This is a genomic window from Croceibacter sp., from assembly GCF_002716225.1.
GTDB classification, from domain to species: Bacteria; Bacteroidota; Bacteroidia; order Flavobacteriales; family Flavobacteriaceae; genus Croceibacter; species Croceibacter atlanticus.
In genome coordinates this window covers 13758-34241 of record NZ_PAZX01000010.1, presented here as the reverse complement: position 1 = coordinate 34241, position 20484 = coordinate 13758, and the positions used below count along the sequence as shown (strand labels likewise).

The following is a 20484-nucleotide window of genomic DNA, read 5'->3' as shown; positions in this document are numbered from 1 at the left end:
AAAAAAGGCTGCCAATTGGCAGCCTTTTATATTTATTAGTGATTTGTATTTAGTTCTTTACAAACTTAACAACACCACTAGTAGTTTCATTCTCTATTCTTACAAAGTAAATTCCTTTTTGTAAGCTAGAAACATTTACATTTAAATCTGAGCTATTGGTTACAGACTTAGTAACAACAGCTTGCCCTAAAGTATTAAATACTTTTACAGTTTCTGGCAACTCATTAGTATTGTTTAATGAGATGTTTAAAACATTATCTGCAGGATTAGGGTAAATAGCAAAGTTTGCAAAAGCATTCTCTTTAACAGATAGAGATTGATTAGCTCTAAAGGCAACGCTTTCAGAATCTTCAAATTGTCCACCTTCAATTACCACAGTACCATCACCTGTTGTTAGTGAATAGCTACCATCACCATAGCCACAGCAGATACCATCGCCAAATGCATCGAAAATAGTAAACTGGAAGCACTCATTATTTTCTACTGTAAATTCATCGTTTATAGTTGTGTTATCCTCATATGGACCGCCTTCGTACAATACATTACCACTTGCATCTGTTACTTCATAAGTTGTTTCGCTACCATAATCATCAGTAACTAATTCTAAGAAATACGTTGTTGCGTTGTATTCAGTAATATCACCGTCGTTCGCATAAATATATTCATCACTATCTAAGTTGTTACTAGCAACTTCATCTGTTGTAGCGTTAACATCAGTTACAGATACATTTACAGTGTTATTACCATTAATACCATCTACGCTAGGTAAATTAATTGAAGCTATATCAAACTGATTAAGGTTTCCTGTATACTCATAAGTTTGAGCAGCATCACCATTTACAGAATAGGTAATTGTAGCTTCAGTTACTGCAGCTGTACCTTTATTTATAATTTCAATTCCTGGAGAGAATCCTACTTCACAAATATTTTCTGTGAAACAAGTTAATCTAACTTCAATATCATTAGTGCTAGCAGTACCTGCAGAACACCCTATTGAAGTTGGAAGCTCCATACGTCTTGGAGAGTTCATCATTACAGTAAGCATACGTGTTTTTTGGTCTTCTGTAAATGTATTCATACAAGAGTCGTCTGAGTAGTCCATGTAGTTTTCAGACATATCCATAGAGCCACAAGAAGAATCCATAGCACAACCAAAGTTTGCGCCATCTGAGTTTGGAGTGTCATCACAAAAATCATCTACGCTACAAGCGCCATCTCCCCAAATATGTCTTAAACCTAGGTAGTGTCCAACTTCGTGAGTCATAGTTCTTCCTAAGTTATAAGTGTTGTTTAAGATAAAAGATCCGTCATCTTGTGCTAAAGTTCCAAATGCATTATAGTTTGAAACAACACCATCTGTATCTGCAGGACCATTATTTGTGTTTAATCCACCTAATCCTGAGCTGTTAGGAAATTGAGCATATCCTAATAAAGAAGAGTCTGTAAAGTTTACAGACCACATATTCATATATTTAGTAGGATCCCAAATAGTTTCAGGCTTTACAATACCATCTATATCTGCTGTAGACCAACTTTCTTGGCAAAGGTTTACACGATTTACACCATTAGATGCTGCACCGTTAGGGTCTTGTGTAGCAAGACAAAATTCTATTTCAACATCTACACCTGCATTATAGTTAGTTTCTCCAGCGCCAGGTGTTCCCATAAGGCGTCTAAAATCTTCGTTTAATACATCTACTTGAGATACAGCTTGTGCGTAAGAAATATTCTCAGATAATTCTCCGCCGGCAACATTAATAGGATCTCCATCATGTATAATGTGAATGACAACTGGTATGGTTAATACTGGTTGCTGTAAGCTAGTTAAAGCTTGATTCACTTTAAATTCTTCAATTTTTGGAGCTAGCCACTCTTCAAATTCTTCTTTAGAAATAGTTTGTTCTGGATAACGATTAGAAAGTTCTGTATCCATTTCTGTTGTTAAACAACGTACTAGTCCATTGGGACCTTTAACACCTTGCGGATCTTTCTGTGCCCAAGCACTTAGACTAAGAATAAAGCAAAGCGAAAAACAGGCTAAACGAGTAAAGTTTTTCATAAATTTATAATTAAGTTAAGTTTATCAATCGGGGAAAGTACAAAATTTACGATAAATCACTAATAAAATCTTATTTTTAACATCTAAATATACAACATGAAATTTTTAATAGTCATTTTAGGATTCGTAACAATTGTTAATGGAGCTTGCGAAAGTGGTAAAAAAGCTACTGCAGAAACTGCTAAAGTGGAAACAGAAAACAATTTGAAAAAGATTAGCTGGAGTGCCTATACAAGAGGAAAGCAAGAATTAATTTCTGTTACAGAAATTAGCTTGGTTGTAAATGAAAACGGAACAGTTACGAAAGAAAAGAATATTACTAGTGAAGATTGGAAAGCATTAAATAGCCTTGTTGAAAAATTAGATTTAAATGAAATATCTAATTTGGAAGCACCTTCACAAAAACGATTTGCAGATGCAGACTTAGCTAGCAAAATTGAAATAAATACAAATTCTGCCAGCTTTACATCGTCTGAGTTTGATAAGACTCAACCACCAAAAACACTTGTGCCGTTAACTAATATGATAAAAAACTTAGCAGGATATTAACCTAACCAAGTTTTAAAATCTAAAGCCTTACCAATAATTGATTTTAAGTCGGAAATGTTTACTCGGCTTTGCTCCATACTGTCTCTGTGACGTATTGTAACAGTTTGATCCTCTAAACTATCATGGTCTACAGTGATACAAAATGGTGTACCGGCAGCATCTTGGCGTCTATAGCGTTTTCCTACTGCATCTTTCTCGTCATAAAGTACATTAAAGTCCCACTTAAGATCTTCAACAATTTGTTCTGCCAACTCTGGTAATCCATCTTTTTTCACTAACGGGAAAACGGCAACTTTTGTAGGTGCTAAAATTGAAGGAAGCTTTAATACTGTTCTAGAGTTTCCGTTACCTAAATCTTCTTCTACTAAAGACTTAGAAAGTACAGCTAAAAACATACGGTCTAAACCAATTGAGGTTTCAACAACATATGGTACATAATTCTCACCTAATTCTGGATCAAAAAATTGAAGCTTTTTGCCAGAATGTTCTTCGTGAGCTTTTAAATCGAAATCTGTTCTAGAATGTATGCCTTCTAATTCCTTAAAGCCAAAAGGAAAATCAAACTCTATATCTGCAGCAGCATTTGCGTAATGTGCTAGCTTTTCGTGATCGTGAAATCTATAATTTTCTTTTCCTAAACCTAATGATAAATGCCAATTAATTCTAGTTTCTTTCCAATGCTCGTACCATTTAAGTTCTTCTCCTGGACGTACAAAGAATTGCATTTCCATTTGTTCAAACTCACGCATTCTAAATATAAATTGTCTTGCAACAATTTCGTTTCTAAAGGCTTTTCCTGTTTGCGCAATACCAAACGGAATCTTCATGCGCCCAGACTTCTGTACATTTAAAAAGTTTACAAATATACCTTGTGCTGTTTCTGGTCTTAGGTATAAGTCTGTAGCCGTTTCTGCATCTGCGCCTAACTTTGTGCCAAACATAAGGTTAAACTGCCTTACGTCTGTCCAGTTTTTAGATCCCGAAGCAGGACAAGCAATACCAAGCTCTTCGATTAAAAGCTTTACATCTGCTAAATCTCCATCTGTTAAGGACTTTGCAAGGCGTTCTAAAATTTCTTTCTGTTCTTGTCTGTATCTTAATACGCGTGGGTTTGTTGTTACAAACTCTTCTTCATTAAAAGCATCACCAAAACGTTTCTTAGCTTTTGCAATTTCCTTTTCGGCTTTTTGGTGTATTTTTTCTGCGTAGTCTTCAACTAAAACATCTGCACGGTAACGTTTTTTAGAGTCTTTGTTGTCTATCAAAGGATCGTTAAATGCATCTACGTGACCAGAAGCCTTCCAGGTAGTTGGATGCATAAGTATTGCAGCGTCTAAACCTACAATGTTTTGATGCATTTGTACCATACTCTTCCACCAGTATTCTCTGATGTTTTTCTTTAGTTCAACTCCATTTTGACCATAGTCATAAACAGCGTTTAAACCATCATATATTTCGCTTGAACTAAAAATATACCCATACTCTTTAGCATGAGAAATTACATTCTTAAATGTTGTGTCTTGGTTTGCCATAGCGCAAAAATAGAAAGTTGATTATAAATACAATTCTGAAACCTTGAATATTTCAGAGATGGATAGATTATTTTAATGTAAAGGAAGTTGTTGCCAGTAAATCTGCATCCTGAAAAATATTAACCTGATAAACGCCAGAGATAATGTTATTCTCATCTGCATCAACAAGAATACAAATGTCTAACTCTTCATTTTCATAAAATACTTTAGTAGTAGCACTGTACATAAGAACTTTTTCTTCAAACATTTCTTGTTTGTTATCTCCAATAAGGTTGTTCTTAGGGTTTATAATTTGTGCGTATAATTTCTTTTCGCCAGGTTCTGCTATTAGGTTTTTAGCAATAGTAAAGCAGGTTCTTATTTTATCTGCTCTGCGATGTCTTTTTGTGTTAGCAATATCACCAGAGTTTTCAATGATAACGCCTTCTGCAGATAATTTTGTAAGCTGCATTTTAGAACCAGCAGCAACTTTTTCGTTTAAAATTTCATTTTGCTGTACTAAAGAGTCTGTAAGTACAATGCGTTCTTTAAGTACAGAGTTTGTACTGTCTACAGCTGTTGCTAATCTTTGGTTTTGTCTGCTTAAGCTGTCAACAGTTTTAAACAGTTTATCCTTTTCTCGTTCTAGTTTTTTAATTTGAGATCTAAAGCGACTAATAGCTGCATAATTTGTGTTATCTAATCCTTTAATGGAATCTAACAGACGCTCAATGCGCTGCTTAGCTTCATAAAGGTCTTTGGCCATGACATCATTCTTTGAAATTGCAGTATCGTATTTAATGATAAGTTCGCTAAGGTCTGACTCAAGATCTGCTTTTTCATTTTCCAGCCTAGAAATTGTTTGCTGGTTTTCATTGTAAAACTTCATGGTATAAACACCAAGTGCAATTATTCCTATAGTGAGTACCGCAGTAAGTATTTTTAATGCCTTGCTGTTCTTTTCTTCAGTCATTTATGATGATGGTTGCTTTATTAGGATGCTAAAAGTAATGAATTTAAGGTAAAGTTGTATTATTGTTATTGATGATAAACGATTTTATTCAGCTTTTATTTCCTAATGCATGTGTGGTCTGTAATGCAACTTTGCCTAAAGACCTTAATACGTTGTGTGTGGCGTGTAGTGACGACCTTCCTGAAGCTCCAATGTTTTACAATAGTCCAACTCAGGTTGAGAAAATGTTTTATGGAAGACTACCTTTGGAACATGGAGTTTCACTTTTAACATTTGAGAAAAAAGGAACAACTCAAAAGTTAATGCATCAGCTTAAGTATAGAGGTGATGAGCAAATTAGCGAATACTTAGGTAAATGGATGGCTCAAAAGCTTTTAAAAACAGAATGGCACAAGACAATAACTGCAGTGGTTCCTGTACCAATACATCCTAAACGTAAAAAGAAAAGAGGTTACAATCAAGTTACATTATTTGGAAAAGCTATAGCATCTGCGTTAAACGTTCCTTACGAAGATCAAATTTTAATAAAAACAGGAATTACTAAGACTCAAGTGTTTAAGAAAAGAATTGCACGTTGGGGACAATTGGATAACACCTTAACAATTAATGATTTAAATGTTTTAAAAGGACAGCACGTACTTTTAGTAGATGATATTATTACAACGGGTGCTACTATTGAAGCTTGTGGTGCTAAACTTTTAGAAACAGAAAACTTAAAACTTAGTGTGGCTACTATGGCAATTACATTATGACATCTCAAAATAGATAGTTAAAAAATGCGTTTCTTTGTCATGTATATTTACACGATTATGAGCGTTTTTTTTAGGTTTATTTTTACGGTTGTTTTGTTGTCTGCTGTGTTAGTTTCATGTGCTAAACGTGGCTCGCCGTCTGGTGGAGATAAAGATGAGACACCTCCCAAGTTTGTGAAGGCAAATCCAGAACCGTTTACCACAAACTTTAATGAAGATGAAATTAGAATATTTTTTAATGAATATGTTAAGCTTAAAAACTCTCAGCAGCAAATAGTAATTTCTCCACCAATAGATCCTGCACCATATATTACTCCTTTAGGAAGTCCTAATAAAGTTGTTAAGATTAAATTTAATGACTCTGTCTTAAAACCAAATACAACGTACACGGTAAATTTTGGCAGAAGTATAGAAGACAATAATGAAGGTAATCCGCTTGAGTTTTTTAAATACGTTTTTTCAACAGGAGCTTATATAGATTCATTAAAGCTTGAAGGCTCTGTTAAAGATGCATTTAAAAGAGTGCCAGAACAATTTATTACAGTTGCTTTATATGAGCTTAATGAAAACTACAAAGACTCTATTATTTATAATGAAATACCACGTTATATAACCAACACGTTAGACAGTGCAACAACATTTCAATTTGAAAATCTTAAAGAAGGCACCTATAAATTAGTAGCGTTTAAGGATAATAACAACAATTATAAATTTGAACCTAAAGTAGATAAGGTCGCATATTTACAAGACACTATAACTTTACCTACAGATAAAACCTATGAACTAACCGTTTTTAAAGAAGAACTCGATTTAAAATTTTTGAAACCTAAACAAATAGGGAAGCAACATATACTTTTTGGTTATGAAGGTAGACCAAGCAATACTAATATAACATTGCTAACAGATACACCTGATAATTTTGAATATAGAGTATTAAAAGATAGAACTACAGACTCCTTACATTATTGGTTTAAACCCTTTTTAGAAGAAACAGATAGTTTGGTGTTTAAGGTTGAAAGCGGCACATATAATGATACGTTAATTACTCGATTTAAAGATCAGTTTGCAGATACTTTAGAAATAGCAAAAGCCGATAAAATAAATATATTATTAAATAAAGCTTTTACAGTAAGTGGCAATACGCCTTTAGCTTTAATAAATCCAGAGTTAATCTCTGTTGTAGATAAAGACACTTTAAACATACCTTTTGAAGCTTCTCTGGATACAATAAAGAATACTGTAAATGTAAATTTTGAACCAACAGAAAGTAATAGATACCAGATAACATTTCTACCTGAGGCTATAACAGATTTTTTTAACGCTACTAATGATAGTTTAAGTTATAGTGTGCCAACAAAAGAATTTTCAGATTATGGCGATTTATTCCTAACCGTTCAGAATGTAAAATCTTATCCAATAATTGCTCAGCTTTTAAACAATAAAGGTGAAGTTATTTATGAAAAATATAAAGAGACAGAAAGCGTTTTCGAGTTTACTAAAATAGACCCTAAAAAGTATTTTATTAGAATTATTTACGACACAAACGCTAACGGTTATTGGGATACCGGAAGTTATTTAGATAAAAGACAGCCAGAACCCGTAGTGTTTTATCCTGAAGAGATTGAAATTAGAGCAAATAGTGAAATTTACCAGACGTTTATTTTAAAGTAAACGCATCTCTATCCTGTAAAAACTTTAAATGAGATCTAGTCTTATTTATATGAGACTTTTCTAAGGTTACTGTTTGCAACAAGTCTGTCTCTAGTTCTTCTGATGATACTAGTTCACCTAGTGTATTGTAAACTGCTGAATGCCCTACATATTCATAGCCATTGCCGTCTAGGCCTATTCTATTTACACCTATGCAATAACTAATATTTTCTATTGCTCTAGCTTTTAAAAGTGTATCCCAAGCGTGCGTTCTTATCTTAGGCCAATTGGCAACATAAATTAAAGCATCATAATCTTCTGTATTTCTTGCCCAAACAGGAAACCTTAAATCATAACACACCAACGGACAAATTTTCCACCCTAAATACTCAACAATTAAGCGTTCTTTACCAGCATTATAAGTATGGTGCTCATTAGCAAGAGTAAATAAATGCTTTTTGTCATAGGTTTTAAAGCTACCATCTGGGTATACAAAATAAAGTCTGTTGTAATAGTTACCATTTTCATTTACAGCAACACTGCCAGTAATAGCAGCGTTTATTCTTTTTGCCCATTGTTGTAGCCAAGCTAAAGTTTCACCTTCAGAAATTTCTGAAGCCTGTTCTGCATTCATAGTAAAGCCAGTAGTGAACATTTCTGGCAACACCACTAAATGAGTATCTTTTAAACTAGTTAAAAGCATATCAAAATGAGAACGGTTCTCAATTGGGTTTTCCCAAGCTAAATGGGTTTGTATGATGGTAACATTTAGGGAGTCTTGCACAGCACAAGTGTTTTTAAATTCAGTTTAAATATAATAAACTAAAAACACTATTAACTAAATTGCTCTAGCTCTAGTTGTATTGTTTCCCAATCTTGCATGTAGGTGGTTAGTTTTTTCTTTTTTGCCTGGTAGTTGTCAAAGAAATTATCTTGAGCAATGGTTTTGTCGTAATTAAGCTCTAGTTCAAGATCTATAGCTTTAATTTCTTTCTCTAATTGGTTAATATTCTTTTCAACCTTGCTTAGTCTGTTAGAAAGCGACTTTACCTTTTTTTGGTCTTCATAAGATTGTTTGTTGTCTTGAGAAGCAGCAGTATCATCTGTATTTTTAGAAGCTGTAGGTTGCTTGTCTCTTTTTTCGACAGCACGCATATCCTCAACCTTTCGTTCACTTAAGTAATAGTCTATATCTCCTAGGTATTCTTTTATCCTATGATCTTTAAACTCATAGATAGAAGATGTGAGTCCTTGCAAAAAGTCTCTATCGTGAGAAACTAAAAGTAACGTGCCTTCAAAATTTTCTAAAGCATCTTTTAAAACATTCTTAGATTTAATGTCTAAGTGATTTGTTGGCTCATCCATAACCAAGACATTAAAAGGTGATAAAAGCATTTTGGCTAATGCTAGCCTGTTACGTTCACCTCCAGAAAGTACACGAACGTATTTATCTACTTCTTCACCTCTAAATAAGAATGACCCTAAAATGTCTCTTACTTTTGTGCGGTTCTTTTCATTAGCAGCATCTTCCATAGTTTGGAGTACTGTTTTAGTGCCGTCTAAATAATCTGCTTGGTTTTGGGCAAAATATCCTATCTGTACATTATGTCCAAGCTTTAAATGACCCTGATGAGAAATCTCATCGACTATAATTTTTGCTAATGTGGTTTTTCCTTGTCCGTTTTGACCTACAAATGCTATTTTACTTTCACGCTCTACAAGTAAATCTATATTCTTAAGTACTTGTTTGTCACCGTAACTTTTTGAAATGCCTTCTGCTTCAATTACAACTTTTCCTGGTCTTACAGAAACAGGGAAGCTAACAGTCATAACAGAGTTGTCATCTTCATCTACCTCAATACGCTCAACCTTGTCTAATTTTTTAATTAGAGATTGTGCCATTGTAGCCTTAGATGCTTTTGCTCTAAATTTTTCAATTAGCTTTTCGGTGTGCTCAATTTGTTTTTGTTGGTTTTTTTGAGTGGCCAACTGTTGTTCACGTAACTCTTTACGTTGTACTAAGTATTTTGAATAGTAGGTATTGTAGTCGTAAATCTTACCTAAAGATATTTCAATAGTCCTATTAGTTACATTATCTAAAAACATCTTATCGTGAGAGACTACGACCGCAGCTCCAGAAAATTGTTTTAAGAAAGATTCAAACCATAGAATACTTTCTATATCTAAGTGGTTTGTAGGCTCATCCAGAAGCATGATGTCATGGTTTTGCAATAAGAGCTTTGCCAGCTCTATACGCATACGCCAACCTCCAGAAAAGGTGTCTGTTTTTTTGTTGAAATCTTCCCGTTTAAATCCTAATCCTTGTAAGATGCGCTCTGTATCTCCTTGATAATTATAACCACCAATTATTTCATATTGATGTTGTATATCATTAAGATCTATCATTAACTGCTCGTAACCTTGACTTTCGTAATCTGTACGTTCAGCGAGCTGTGTGTTAATGTCGTCTATTTGTTTTTCGAGGCGCTTTATCTCTTCAAAAGCTTGATAAGCCTCTTCTAATACAGTTCGGCCTTCTACAAAATCTATATCCTGTCTAAGAAACCCAATGCTTATGTCTTTCTCAATTGCAATTTGACCAGTATCTGGTTCTAAATCTTTTGATAAGATTTTGAGCATTGTAGATTTTCCGGCGCCATTTTTACCAACTAAACCTACGCGATCTCCCGCATTAAGCCTAAAAGTTATGTCCTCGAAAAGGAATTCGCCTTGAAATGATATAGATAATTCGTGAATGTTAAGCATAGCCGTGCAAAGATGATTATTTTTGTATTGTAAATCAAAAGGGAATGAAACTATTTAAAGGCACAAAGATCTATTCTATTTTAGGAGGCGTTTGCCCTGTTTGTCATGAGGAATCTATGTACAAGGAACCTAACCCGTATAAGATTACAAAAATCATGCATATGCACGAGCGTTGCTCTAATTGTGGTACAAAATATAAAATAGAACCATCCTTTTTTTATGGCGCTATGTATGTAAGTTACCCAGTTGGTATTGCATTTGCAACAGCTGCATTTGTAATAGCATATTATATGCTTAACGTAAGTTTACTAAACTCATTCTTTGTAATTGTTGCTACAATGATTGTTTTTATGCCTTTAATAATGCGTTTGTCTAGAAACATCTGGATTAATTTTTTCTTTAGCTACGATAAACAAAAAGCAAAACACTAATGGATATTAAGATTACCATTATAGATAGAGAAGGTGAAGCTCATGTGGTAGATGCGCCTACAGATATGAATATGAATCTTATGGAGGTTTGTAAAATGCATGAATTGCCAGTTGAAGGAACTTGTGGTGGTATGGCAATGTGTGCTTCTTGCCATTGCTATATCTTAGATAAAGCACACGTCTTACAAGAAAAAAGCTATGATGAAGAAGATATGCTAGACCAAGCATTTTTTGTTAAAGATAATAGTAGGTTAGGCTGCCAAATACCTATCACAAAAGAGTTGGATGGTATGGAAATAAAATTGGCCCCTCAAGCAGACTAATGTCGTCGGTTTTAAATTCTGTATTTTTATATCCTTAAAACTAACATTATGGCCTCAATTTTCACTAAAATTATAAACGGAGAAATACCGTCTTACAAAATTGCAGAAGATGAAAATTTCTTTGCATTTTTAGATATTAACCCAAATGCTAAAGGTCACACACTTTGTGTTCCTAAAAAGGAAGTTGATAAAGTTTTCGACTTAGATGAAGAAACGTACAATGGGTTAATGTCATTCTCTAGAAAAGTAGCAATTGCTCTTGAAAAAGCTATTAACTGCAAGCGTGTTGGTGTAGCGGTGATAGGGTTGGAGGTTCCTCATGTTCATGTACACCTTATACCTTTAAATGATATGAAAGAGATGACCTTTAAACATAAAGTCTCTTTGGAGGAAGATGAGTTTAAAGCAATAGCAGAACGCATAAGAACTTTCCTGTAATGTCTGCTGAAAAATTTCCGTTAACCCTAACCTTAAGGATAGATTGGAGTGAAACAGATGCTTATAAGCATGTAAATAATGTAACATTCATTAAATACATGCAATCTGCTAGAGTTAATTTCTGGGAAGAAACAGGACTTGCAACTTACCATACAGATACTAATAAAGGACCAATGTTGGTCTCTACAAAATGTGATTTTAAACAACAATTAACCTATCCAGGAAACGTAATTATTAAAACAAGGGTTACTCATATAGGCACTACAAGTTTTAGTTTAGAACACTATATTTTAAATGAATCAAATCAAGTTAGTGCCATAGGTCAAGATGTAGCTGTTTGTTTTGATTTTAATACTCAAAAAACCTTTGAAATTCCAGATTGGTTGCGTGAAAAGATGGAAGAGTTCTCTTAATTTTTACACCATAGCAATAAACGCGTAGGCTGCTATACCGCCTAAGGCAACTAAACTTAAGCCAACAACTATATATAAATTTTTTGAAGGCTTAAAATAAGAAGGTTTTGGAGGTGATGCTTTTCTTTGGTATTCATAAACGCGCTCAATATCTTCATCCCAATCAACAGGAAAAATTTGCTGATTACAAGTATTGCAGAATAACGTACTAGTTACTTCGTCTGTACGCTTGTTGTACCACATTGTCTTTAAATGCTTTTGTTTAAAAGTAACCTGCAGGCCATCTCTTGAAAAACATTTAGGGCAATGATTATTTAGCGGAGCTTCTCGTAATGTTGAAAATAATTCTTTCATAGCTGTTAACTGCAACAATAGTTGACTTATACTTTTCTCAATTTTATGCCAAAGGTAGTACCTTTTCCGAGATCACTTTTTAAAACTTTAATGTTTCCATTGTGGTATTCTTCAATAATACGTTTTGCAAAAGATAATCCTAATCCCCAACCTCTTTTTTTGCTGGTATAACCGGTTTCAAAAACCTTTTTAAATTTACTTTTAGGAATTCCTTTACCAGTATCAGAAATTTCGATCTTCACTACTTTTTGATCTTCAATAAGACGAAGTGAGAGTTGCCCTTTTCCTTTCATAGCATCTATAGCATTCTTAACTAAATTTTCAATAGTCCAACTAAACAGAGGTTCATTTAGCATAACCTCGATTGAGCTATTAGGAATCTCACTTTTAAATTCAATTAATTTAGAGCTTCTGTTTTTTAAGTAGCCAAAAGTTTCTTCGGTTACTTTAACAATATCGACCTTAGATAGGGTTGGCTTACTACCAACTTTACTAAATCTGTCTGTAATAACTTTTAGCCGTTCAATATCCTTCTCTATCTCCTCAATATACTCAGGATTAACATGTTCGGTTTTTAAAATTTCTGTCCAGCCTACTAATGAGCTTAATGGCGTGCCAATTTGGTGTGCGGTTTCTTTGGCCATTCCTGCCCATAATTTGTTTTGCTCACTTGATCGTGCAGTTCTGTAAAAGAAATAGATAACTCCTATAAGTAACAACAAGAATACTATTAATGCTAGAGGATAGTATTTTAAGCGATTTAAAGTAGGACTGTTGCCATAATACACATATTGAATTTCGCCATCGCCTAAATTTACTTTTATAGGGTCATTTTCAGACTTCATTTCTAAAAGTATACGCTGCATGCGATCTGGGTTGCTTTCATCTTCTTCAGAAATATTTGCAGACTGCATAATGTTACCGTTGCCATCTGTGTTTATAGATGGGATTGTAACGTTGCTTGTTACAATTTCTGTAACTAAATCTAGGTTGGCGCCATCATTAGGATTGTCTATATCAAAACTTATAAATTCTTCTAGAGCCATAGCCCAGATTCGCATTTTATTACGCTCATCATTTTTTAGCTGCTGAAAAAATAAAGAGGCATTAAAAAAGATAAGGCCAATAAACACTAAGGCAGAGACAAGAATTAGCCAGCGTTGTATATTACGTTCGTTAGAAAAGTTCATAGTTGATTAAAAAGACCAAGTTACTTATAAACGTGTTCACATCAAATTATTGTGTGTTCGGTTTTAAAACGCATTTGCAATTGTTACCTTTGCCGTATGGAGAACATCTTGTCTATAGACCCTAAAAATGAAACTGTTGGTACAGTTCATGGCCACTTACTAAGTGCCATTAGTCCACGTCCAATTGCATTTGCAAGTACTGTAGATGCTCAAGGAAGACCAAATTTATCTCCATTTAGTTTTTTTAATGTCTTTGGTGCAAATCCGCCAATAGTTATTTTCTCTCCTGCAAGACGAGTAAGAGGTAACACCACTAAGCATACCTTAGAGAATGCTAAAGAAGTAGATGAGGTTGTTATCAATATTGTAAATTATAATATGGTGCAACAAATGTCTCTTAGTAGTACAGAGTATGCAGAAGGTGTAAATGAATTTGAAAAAGCAGGACTTACAATGCTTAAAAGTGACTTGGTTAAACCGTTTAGGGTAGCAGAGTCTCCAGTACAGTTAGAATGCAAGGTGAAACAGATTGTTGAAACCGGAACTGAAGGTGGCGCAGGTAACCTTATTATTTGTGAAGTAGTGAAAATACATATTAATAAAAATGTGTTAGATGAAAATGGAAGCATAGATCAACATAAAATTGATACTGTAGCTAGAATGGGTGGTAATTGGTACTCTAGGGCAAATATGGGAATGTTTGAAGTTGAAAAACCACTTCGTACACTAGGAATTGGAGTAGATAATTTACCGCAAACTATTAGAGAAAGTAAAATTTTAACCGGTAATGATTTAGGTAGACTTGGTAATGTTGAAACGCTACCAACTAAAGAATTAATTGAAGATTATATTATAAAAAATAGCTTAGGAGAGTTTGTGAAAAATGCAACAGTAGAAGATTTGCACAAACAAGCCAAGCAACATTTAGAAAACAATAACACCACAAATGCGTGGTATATTTTATTAGCAAAATAACAGAAGAAGATGGAAGTACAAGGAACAGTTAAGTTAATTAACGACACACAAACATTTGGTAGCAATGGCTTTAGAAAAAGAGAGATTGTTGTTACTACAGAAGAGCAATATCCTCAACATATAATGATTGAGTTTGTTCAAGACAAAACTAATTTGTTAGATAACTTTAATGTTGGACAACAGGTAAAAATTAGTATTAACTTAAGAGGTCGTGAGTGGGTAAACCCTCAAGGAGAAACTAAGTACTTTAACAGTATTCAAGGTTGGAGAATAGAAAACTTACAGCCGCAAAACAATGCAGGTTCTAGTAATGCAGCTCCAATGCCACCAGTTGATGAATTTGAGCCAGCTGGAAACAATTTAAATCAAGATGATCACGATGATTTACCGTTTTAATACGATAAATTAAAGTTGTATTATAAGTAAGACACCCAAAGCATTTTGTAGTGCTTTGGGTGTTTTTTATATTTTTATTTGTCGTTCTATCTGTTGTTCTAAAGAGATAAATGTTTCTGTTCTGGATACTCCAGAAATAGCTTGTATTTCTTTATTTAAAACCTCCATTAAATGGGAGTTGTCCCGACACAGAATTTTAAGAAAAATAGACCAATTTCCAGTGGTGTAATGGCACTCTATTACTTCTGGTATCGCCTCTAACTGTTTCACAGCCTTTGGGTTACTCATAGCTTTATCTAAAAACACCCCAATAAAAGCCATTGTATGATAACCTAGAACTTTAGGGTTTATGACAAATTTAGAACCAGCAATAAGCCCACTTTTTTCTAATTTTCGTAGTCGCTGATGAATTGCAGCACCACTTATACCAACATTTCTTGCAATCTCTAAAATAGGTGTACGCGCATCGGAGATTAAAGAGCGAAGTATTTTTTTATCAATACCATCAATAACAACTTGTTCGTTTTTTAGTTTCATCAGCTTTCAGTTTAAAACCGAAATATAAGAATTAATTAAAAAACATTATGCAGAAACGCCATCTGGATTATAACCTAAATATTTTCTTTCTGTTTCTTTAAAGGTAATTCCGTGCTCTTCCAGTTCTTTTAAAATTGGTTCATATACCTCTTTAGTAATTGGTATTTGAACACCAGGCGTGGTAATTTCTTTATTTAATATTTTTAGTGCTGCTATAGCCACTGGTAAGCCAACTGTTTTAGACATAGCAGTATAGGTTTGATCTTGCCCCAAAGCTACCATTGTTGAGTCTATTTGATGTTTTTTGCCATCTAACTCAAAGCCAAACTTATGATACATAACAATCATATCCTTATCATCTGGTGCTAAAGACCATTTTTCCATTAGAATCTTCTGAAGAATTTGGGCAGGTGTAGCACTTTTTAATCCTATTTTCTTTTTGTCGTTAAATAGGTCAAGCTCTAATAATTTATCCCACATAATATCATCTTGATCTATCTTAAGACTATGTCTCATTTTTAGCTCTACAGAATCTGATGGAGAATACGGAAGAAAAGAATTAACAAACTCTCTGTAACTCATATCCATAGTGTCTTCCATGATGTAGCTATCGTCTGTCATACCAAGTTGAACAAACATATTCCAGGCTTTACTAAATCCTACGCGACGCATAGTACCTCTATATAATGTAAGAGCATCTTCTAACTTATAAATACTTCTATATTTTAAAGAGTTTCTATTGGCATATGCTTCAAACCTGCCATACCCATCAACTTCTAAAAATTCTGTTCTTCTAAAAAGTTTATTATAAGGGATGTATTTATATTGGCCTTCTTGAATAAACTCTGCAACACCACCTTGGCCGGCCACAACAACATTTCTTGGATTCCAGGTAAACTTATAATTCCATAAATTGTTATCACTTTCTGGAGCCACTAAGCCTCCTGTAAAAGATTCAAACAACAGCATTTTTCCGCCTTTGTCTCTTATTCTGTCAATTACCTGCATAGCACTCATGTGGTCTATACCTGGATCTACACCTATTTCATTCATAAACACCAACCCTTTATTTATTGCAGATTGGTTTAAGCTTTCCATTTCTTGGCTTACATAAGATGCGGTAACCATATGTTTTCCAAAGGTTATACAGTCTTTTGCAACTTCAATATGATAGCGTGCAGGAAGCATAGATATAACAAGGTCTACTTGATCTATTGCTTCTTGTCTGTTTTTTTTGTTGAAGACATCAAGAGTTATTGCTTTGGCATGTTTATGATTTCCTATAGCTTTTTGAGCATTAGCTACATATAAATCTCCTACAGTAATTTTTAATTGTTCTTTCTCTGCATGATCTAACAAGTAAGACATTAAATAACTTGTAGATTTTCCTGCTCCTATAATTAATATTTTACGCATTTATTTTAGTTGGTTAGATTTGTAGTAAGACGAAAGTAATGAATTGGCTACAACCTAAAAAATTTAAACATGGATAAAAGATTTCTTATTGCAGGCTCATTTTTTGGACTAACAGCTGTAATTATAGGTGCTTTTGGAGCTCACGCTTTGCAAAAAGTATTAGATGTGGCACAATTAAATACATTTGAAACAGGAGTGAAATACCAAATGTATCATGCATTACTTTTAGTTTTTTTAGGATTGTTTAGTGTAAAGACATCTAAATCTAAAACTGTATTGCTTTGGTTATTAATTATAGGAGTAATTTTATTTTCGTGGTCAATTTTTGGACTGGCCACAAATAGTTTGACAGACTTTAATTTTAAAAGCATCGCAATTTTAACACCATTAGGAGGTACATTGCTCATAACAGCTTGGGCACTCATATTTTACAAAGCATTAACGTTAAAAAATCAATAAATAGAATTTAATTCTCTTGGTTAGGAGTGATTTCTGTACTTTTGCTTTATAAACAAAACACAACTTCAAAACCTAGTTATGGTTACAAATACCAACACTACGAAATCGATTTCGCTAGAACCTTACGGAATCAAGGACACAACGACCCATTATCAACTTACGCCATCACAATTACATGAGACAGCAATAGCAAACGGCCAAGGCCAAGAAGCTAGCAGCGGCGCTCTTGCAATTAACACTGGCGAGTTTACTGGACGTTCTCCTTTAGACCGTTTTATCGTTAAAGACGATGTTACTAAAGATGAGATTTGGTGGGGAAATATAAATATCCCTTTTGATGCAGATAAGTTTGATGCACTTTATGATAAAGTTACAGATTACTTATCTGGAAAAGAAGTTTTTGTGCGAGATAGCTACGCTTGTGCAGATGAAAAATATAAATTAAATATTCGTGTTGTAAACGAATATCCTTGGAGCAATATGTTTGCCTATAATATGTTTTTAAGACCTTCAGAAGATGAGCTTAAAAACTTTAAAGAAGAATGGCTTATTGTAAATGCACCAGGTTTTATGGCAGATCCTGAAGTAGATGGAACACGCCAGCACAACTTTGCAATTTTAAATTTTGGAAAGAAAATAGCGCTTATTGGTGGTACTGGATATACAGGTGAAATTAAAAAAGGGATTTTCTCTGCGCTTAATTTCATATTGCCAGTACAAAAGGAAACTTTACCAATGCACTGCTCTGCTAATGTAGGAGAAGATGGAGATACTTCAATCTTTTTTGGTCTTTCTGGAACAGGTAAAACAACATTGTCTGCAGATCCTAATAGAAAACTTATTGGAGATGATGAGCACGGCTGGACAAAAGAAGATACCATCTTTAATTTTGAAGGCGGTTGTTATGCAAAGGTTATAAACCTCTCAAAAGAAAACGAACCAGATATTTATAATGCAATTAAACCAGGAGCTATTCTTGAAAACGTTGTGTTAGATGAAAATGGAGATGTAGATTTTGCTGATACTAGTATTACTCAAAATACAAGAGTTAGTTACCCAATTTATCATATAGATAATATTCAGGAGCCTTCAATAGGAAAGAATCCTAAAAACATATTTTTCTTAACCGCAGATGCTTTTGGTGTACTGCCTCCTATTAGTAAGCTATCTCCAGGTCAAGCTGCTTATCACTTTATTAGTGGTTATACGGCAAAAGTTGCTGGTACAGAAGCTGGTGTAGATGAGCCAATGCCATCGTTCTCTGCGTGTTTTGGAGCACCATTTATGCCATTACACCCGACACGTTATGCAGAAATGCTAAGTCAGAAAATGAAAGATTCTGGTGTAAATGTTTGGTTGGTAAACACAGGTTGGACTGGCGGTCCTTATGGTGTTGGAAAACGTATGGCTTTAAAGTATACTAGAGCTATGATTTCTGCTGCTATGGATGGTTCTTTGGAAGAAGCAAACAAAGATAATTACCACACACACTCAGTATTTGGCGTTAAACAACCAAGAACTTGTCCTAACGTGCCAACAGACGTTTTAAGTCCTCGTAAGACTTGGAATAATGATGAAGGATACTACAAAAAGGCTTATACTTTAGCAGAAAGCTTTAGACAGAACTTCTTAAAATTTGAAGAGTACGCTAATGAAGAAATATTAGCAGGCGCTCCAAACGTTAAATAAAGCTCAATTAAGTAAAAACAAAAAACCCGATGATATTTTTATCATCGGGTTTTTTTATGTTTAAAAGTTAGTGAAGTAATTACTTCTTATTAACTTCTGTAATGTATTTCTTTAAAGCCATTGTCATAGATGGTGTTTCCGGTGAAGGTGCTTTAATGTTTACCTTTAAGCCGTGATCTTCTGCAGCTTTAATTGTAGTGTTTCCAAAAACAGCAATGCGTGTATTGTTTTGCTGATAATCTGGAAAGTTTTCAAATAGAGACTTTATACCGCTTGGGCTAAAGAATACTAAGATGTCATAAAATACATCTCTTAAATTAGAAAGGTCACTAACTACAGTTTTGTAGAAAATAGCTTGTTTCCAAGAAACACCTAGTTCATCTAATGTTTCAGGAACCATTGGTTTTAGCATATCTGAAGAAGGTAATAAAAACTTCTCGTTTTTATGTTTCTTAATAAGAGGAGCTAACTCTTGAAATGTTCTTTTGCCAACATAGATTTTTCGCTTTCTATACACTACATATTTTTGTAGGTAATAGGCAACAGCTTCACTTTGGCAAAAATACTTAAGAGAATCTGGTACAGTGTATCTTAATTCTTCAGCTATTCTGAAAAAATGATCTACTGCATTTCTACTAGTAAGGATAATTGCTGTGTAATTCTTTAGATCAACCTTTTGTTGTCTTACATCTTTAGAAGAGACGCCTTCAACATGTATAAAAGGAATAAAATCTATTTTTACTTTTTGCTTTTCCTCAAGCTCAAAGTAAGGTGAATTTTCTATTTTAGGTTCAGGTTGGGAAACCAAAATTGTTTTCACTTTCATAGACGGTGTTTAAATACGTTAATTCAAAATTGTTACTACTTTATATAGAATAAAATAGGGGGCAATTTCAAGTGCGCAAAGATATAAAATAAAATAGAATAAATTATTGAAAATTAGAAGTCCCTTTTTTCTATAATATTTTAAGATAAATAATAGGTTAATTATTAAAAATGCAACGGAAATTATTAAAAACGCGTAACCTCCTAAAAGATGCGTATATACGTCTATAATACACAGTGGAAATATAGCAAGTGCTAAATAATGTCTGTGGCTAAACTTGAAGAATAGGTAATCCTCGATAATGTTTTCCATTAAAAAAAGATTAGCCAACATTTTCTCTGCAAAATACTTTACAAGCATTAAAACGCCAAAACCAAATACTACCTGAATAAAAAAAATAAATTCCCGAGTAAGTAATTCAGGATAATGATCTCTAGCAATAAGATTTAAAACAATACCAGCAACCAAACAGTTAAATGTGAACAGTAATGTATTAAATAGAAAACTTAATTTATGCTCGTTCTTTTTTATGATGAAATATCTTGGCTCTATAGGTAATGCTAAAAACCTTAAAAAGCGTTCTTCATATAATACCTTACAAAGACAAATAAGGCCAAGACATATCATTATAGATGCTGTGATCCATAAATTTGTGGGTTCTTGAAGAGGAATAGCCTGTAAATCTTTCATTGTTGCAAAAGTAATGTAATGAAAAAGACTATTGCAATTTCTTAGATGTTTACGGTAGTTATTTTAAGTACATTTGCAAAAAAAAAG

The 20484-nt window shown here is 33.7% G+C and carries 22 protein-coding genes; 11 read left to right on the top strand and 11 right to left on the bottom strand.

The genetic code is table 11. The annotated features are described in order from the left end of the window. Nucleotides 1–49 precede the first annotated feature (49 nt). Nucleotides 50–2059, bottom strand: a complete 2010-nt coding sequence (locus tag CL818_RS07400; RefSeq protein WP_272973069.1) for a T9SS type A sorting domain-containing protein — start codon at nt 2057–2059, stop codon at nt 50–52. A 96-nt stretch (nt 2060–2155) separates the two neighbouring features. Between CL818_RS07400 and CL818_RS07395 the strand changes: the two genes are divergently transcribed. After that, nucleotides 2156–2608 (top strand): hypothetical protein, encoded by a 453-nt coding sequence (locus tag CL818_RS07395; protein ID WP_272973070.1) that lies wholly within the window; start codon nt 2156–2158, stop codon nt 2606–2608. On the opposite strand, the gene CL818_RS07390 is transcribed toward CL818_RS07395, so the two are convergent. Further along, nucleotides 2605–4140, bottom strand: a complete 1536-nt coding sequence (locus CL818_RS07390; protein ID WP_272973071.1) for a glycine--tRNA ligase — start codon at nt 4138–4140, stop codon at nt 2605–2607. The genes CL818_RS07395 and CL818_RS07390 overlap by 4 nt on opposite strands. A 67-nt stretch (nt 4141–4207) precedes the next feature. Continuing rightward, nucleotides 4208–5092, bottom strand: coding sequence for a DUF8428 domain-containing protein (locus CL818_RS07385; protein ID WP_286972530.1), 885 nt, complete (start codon nt 5090–5092; stop codon nt 4208–4210). Nucleotides 5093–5163: 71 nt separating this feature from the next. Between CL818_RS07385 and CL818_RS07380 the strand changes: the two genes are divergently transcribed. Both CL818_RS07380 and CL818_RS07375 read left to right on the top strand, forming a co-directional pair. Further along, nucleotides 5164–5844 (top strand): ComF family protein, encoded by a 681-nt coding sequence (locus CL818_RS07380; RefSeq protein ID WP_272973072.1) that lies wholly within the window; start codon nt 5164–5166, stop codon nt 5842–5844. Nucleotides 5845–5901: 57 nt separating this feature from the next. Next, the gene (locus CL818_RS07375) at nt 5902–7515 is read left to right on the top strand and encodes an Ig-like domain-containing domain (RefSeq protein ID WP_272973073.1); all 1614 of its coding nucleotides are present in this window, start codon (nt 5902–5904) and stop codon (nt 7513–7515) included. Here the strand turns inward: CL818_RS07375 and CL818_RS07370 are convergent. Both CL818_RS07370 and CL818_RS07365 read right to left on the bottom strand, forming a co-directional pair. Then, entirely contained in the window at nt 7502–8278 is a 777-nt protein-coding gene (locus tag CL818_RS07370; RefSeq protein ID WP_272973074.1) for an amidohydrolase, read from the bottom strand. The genes CL818_RS07375 and CL818_RS07370 overlap by 14 nt on opposite strands. A 50-nt stretch (nt 8279–8328) precedes the next feature. Next, entirely contained in the window at nt 8329–10260 is a 1932-nt protein-coding gene (locus tag CL818_RS07365) for an ABC-F family ATP-binding cassette domain-containing protein (RefSeq protein WP_272973075.1), read from the bottom strand. A 44-nt stretch (nt 10261–10304) separates the two neighbouring features. Here CL818_RS07365 and CL818_RS07360 point away from each other — a divergent pair, with 44 nt between their 5' ends. Genes CL818_RS07360 through CL818_RS07345 form a run of 4 tightly spaced genes read left to right on the top strand, consistent with a single transcriptional unit; the run spans nt 10305 to nt 11865 of the window. After that, complete coding sequence (locus CL818_RS07360) at nt 10305–10691, top strand: DUF983 domain-containing protein (protein WP_013186109.1); 387 nt, start codon at nt 10305–10307, stop codon at nt 10689–10691. Beyond that, the gene (locus CL818_RS07355) at nt 10691–11014 is read left to right on the top strand and encodes a 2Fe-2S iron-sulfur cluster-binding protein (RefSeq protein ID WP_272973076.1); all 324 of its coding nucleotides are present in this window, start codon (nt 10691–10693) and stop codon (nt 11012–11014) included. The genes CL818_RS07360 and CL818_RS07355 overlap by 1 nt, the downstream gene beginning before the upstream one ends. Nucleotides 11015–11062: 48 nt before the next feature. Continuing rightward, nucleotides 11063–11452 carry an HIT family protein gene (locus CL818_RS07350; protein ID WP_272973077.1) on the top strand — a complete coding sequence of 130 codons (390 nt, stop codon included), beginning with the start codon at nt 11063–11065 and terminating at the stop codon, nt 11450–11452. Beyond that, nucleotides 11452–11865, top strand: coding sequence for an acyl-CoA thioesterase (locus tag CL818_RS07345; protein WP_219359909.1), 414 nt, complete (start codon nt 11452–11454; stop codon nt 11863–11865). The genes CL818_RS07350 and CL818_RS07345 overlap by 1 nt, the downstream gene beginning before the upstream one ends. Before the next feature lie 3 nt (nt 11866–11868). On the opposite strand, the gene CL818_RS07340 is transcribed toward CL818_RS07345, so the two are convergent. Together CL818_RS07340 and CL818_RS07335 are read right to left on the bottom strand one after the other, a co-directional pair. Next, a complete protein-coding gene (locus tag CL818_RS07340) occupies nt 11869–12219 on the bottom strand; it encodes a hypothetical protein (RefSeq protein WP_272973078.1) in 351 nt (116 codons plus the stop codon). Nucleotides 12220–12245: 26 nt separating this feature from the next. After that, nucleotides 12246–13409: a sensor histidine kinase gene (locus tag CL818_RS07335; protein WP_013186104.1), complete on the bottom strand. Its 1164-nt coding sequence runs from the start codon at nt 13407–13409 to the stop codon at nt 12246–12248. A gap of 96 nt (nt 13410–13505) precedes the next feature. Here CL818_RS07335 and CL818_RS07330 point away from each other — a divergent pair, with 96 nt between their 5' ends. Together CL818_RS07330 and CL818_RS07325 are read left to right on the top strand one after the other, a co-directional pair. Continuing rightward, nucleotides 13506–14384 carry a flavin reductase family protein gene (locus tag CL818_RS07330; RefSeq protein ID WP_272973079.1) on the top strand — a complete coding sequence of 293 codons (879 nt, stop codon included), beginning with the start codon at nt 13506–13508 and terminating at the stop codon, nt 14382–14384. 9 nt (nt 14385–14393) lie between these two features. Further along, complete coding sequence (locus CL818_RS07325) at nt 14394–14780, top strand: DUF3127 domain-containing protein (RefSeq protein WP_013186102.1); 387 nt, start codon at nt 14394–14396, stop codon at nt 14778–14780. A 66-nt stretch (nt 14781–14846) separates the two neighbouring features. Here CL818_RS07325 and CL818_RS07320 read toward each other — a convergent pair whose 3' ends face one another. Together CL818_RS07320 and CL818_RS07315 are read right to left on the bottom strand one after the other, a co-directional pair. Continuing rightward, complete coding sequence (locus CL818_RS07320; protein WP_013186101.1) at nt 14847–15317, bottom strand: Lrp/AsnC ligand binding domain-containing protein; 471 nt, start codon at nt 15315–15317, stop codon at nt 14847–14849. A 45-nt stretch (nt 15318–15362) separates the two neighbouring features. After that, entirely contained in the window at nt 15363–16733 is a 1371-nt protein-coding gene (locus CL818_RS07315) for a saccharopine dehydrogenase family protein (RefSeq protein WP_286972523.1), read from the bottom strand. 69 nt (nt 16734–16802) lie between these two features. On the opposite strand from CL818_RS07315, the gene CL818_RS07310 reads away from it, so the two are divergent. Together CL818_RS07310 and pckA are read left to right on the top strand one after the other, a co-directional pair. Continuing rightward, nucleotides 16803–17192, top strand: coding sequence for a DUF423 domain-containing protein (locus tag CL818_RS07310; RefSeq protein WP_272973082.1), 390 nt, complete (start codon nt 16803–16805; stop codon nt 17190–17192). Between the two features lie 78 nt (nt 17193–17270). Then, nucleotides 17271–18881, top strand: coding sequence for a phosphoenolpyruvate carboxykinase (ATP) (pckA, locus tag CL818_RS07305; RefSeq protein WP_272973083.1), 1611 nt, complete (start codon nt 17271–17273; stop codon nt 18879–18881). Between the two features lie 79 nt (nt 18882–18960). Here pckA and CL818_RS07300 read toward each other — a convergent pair whose 3' ends face one another. Beyond that, a complete protein-coding gene (locus tag CL818_RS07300) occupies nt 18961–19707 on the bottom strand; it encodes a uroporphyrinogen-III synthase (RefSeq protein WP_219359913.1) in 747 nt (248 codons plus the stop codon). Nucleotides 19708–19725: 18 nt separating this feature from the next. Continuing rightward, nucleotides 19726–20397, bottom strand: a complete 672-nt coding sequence (locus CL818_RS07295) for a DUF4271 domain-containing protein (RefSeq protein ID WP_272973084.1) — start codon at nt 20395–20397, stop codon at nt 19726–19728. Nucleotides 20398–20484 lie beyond the last annotated feature (87 nt).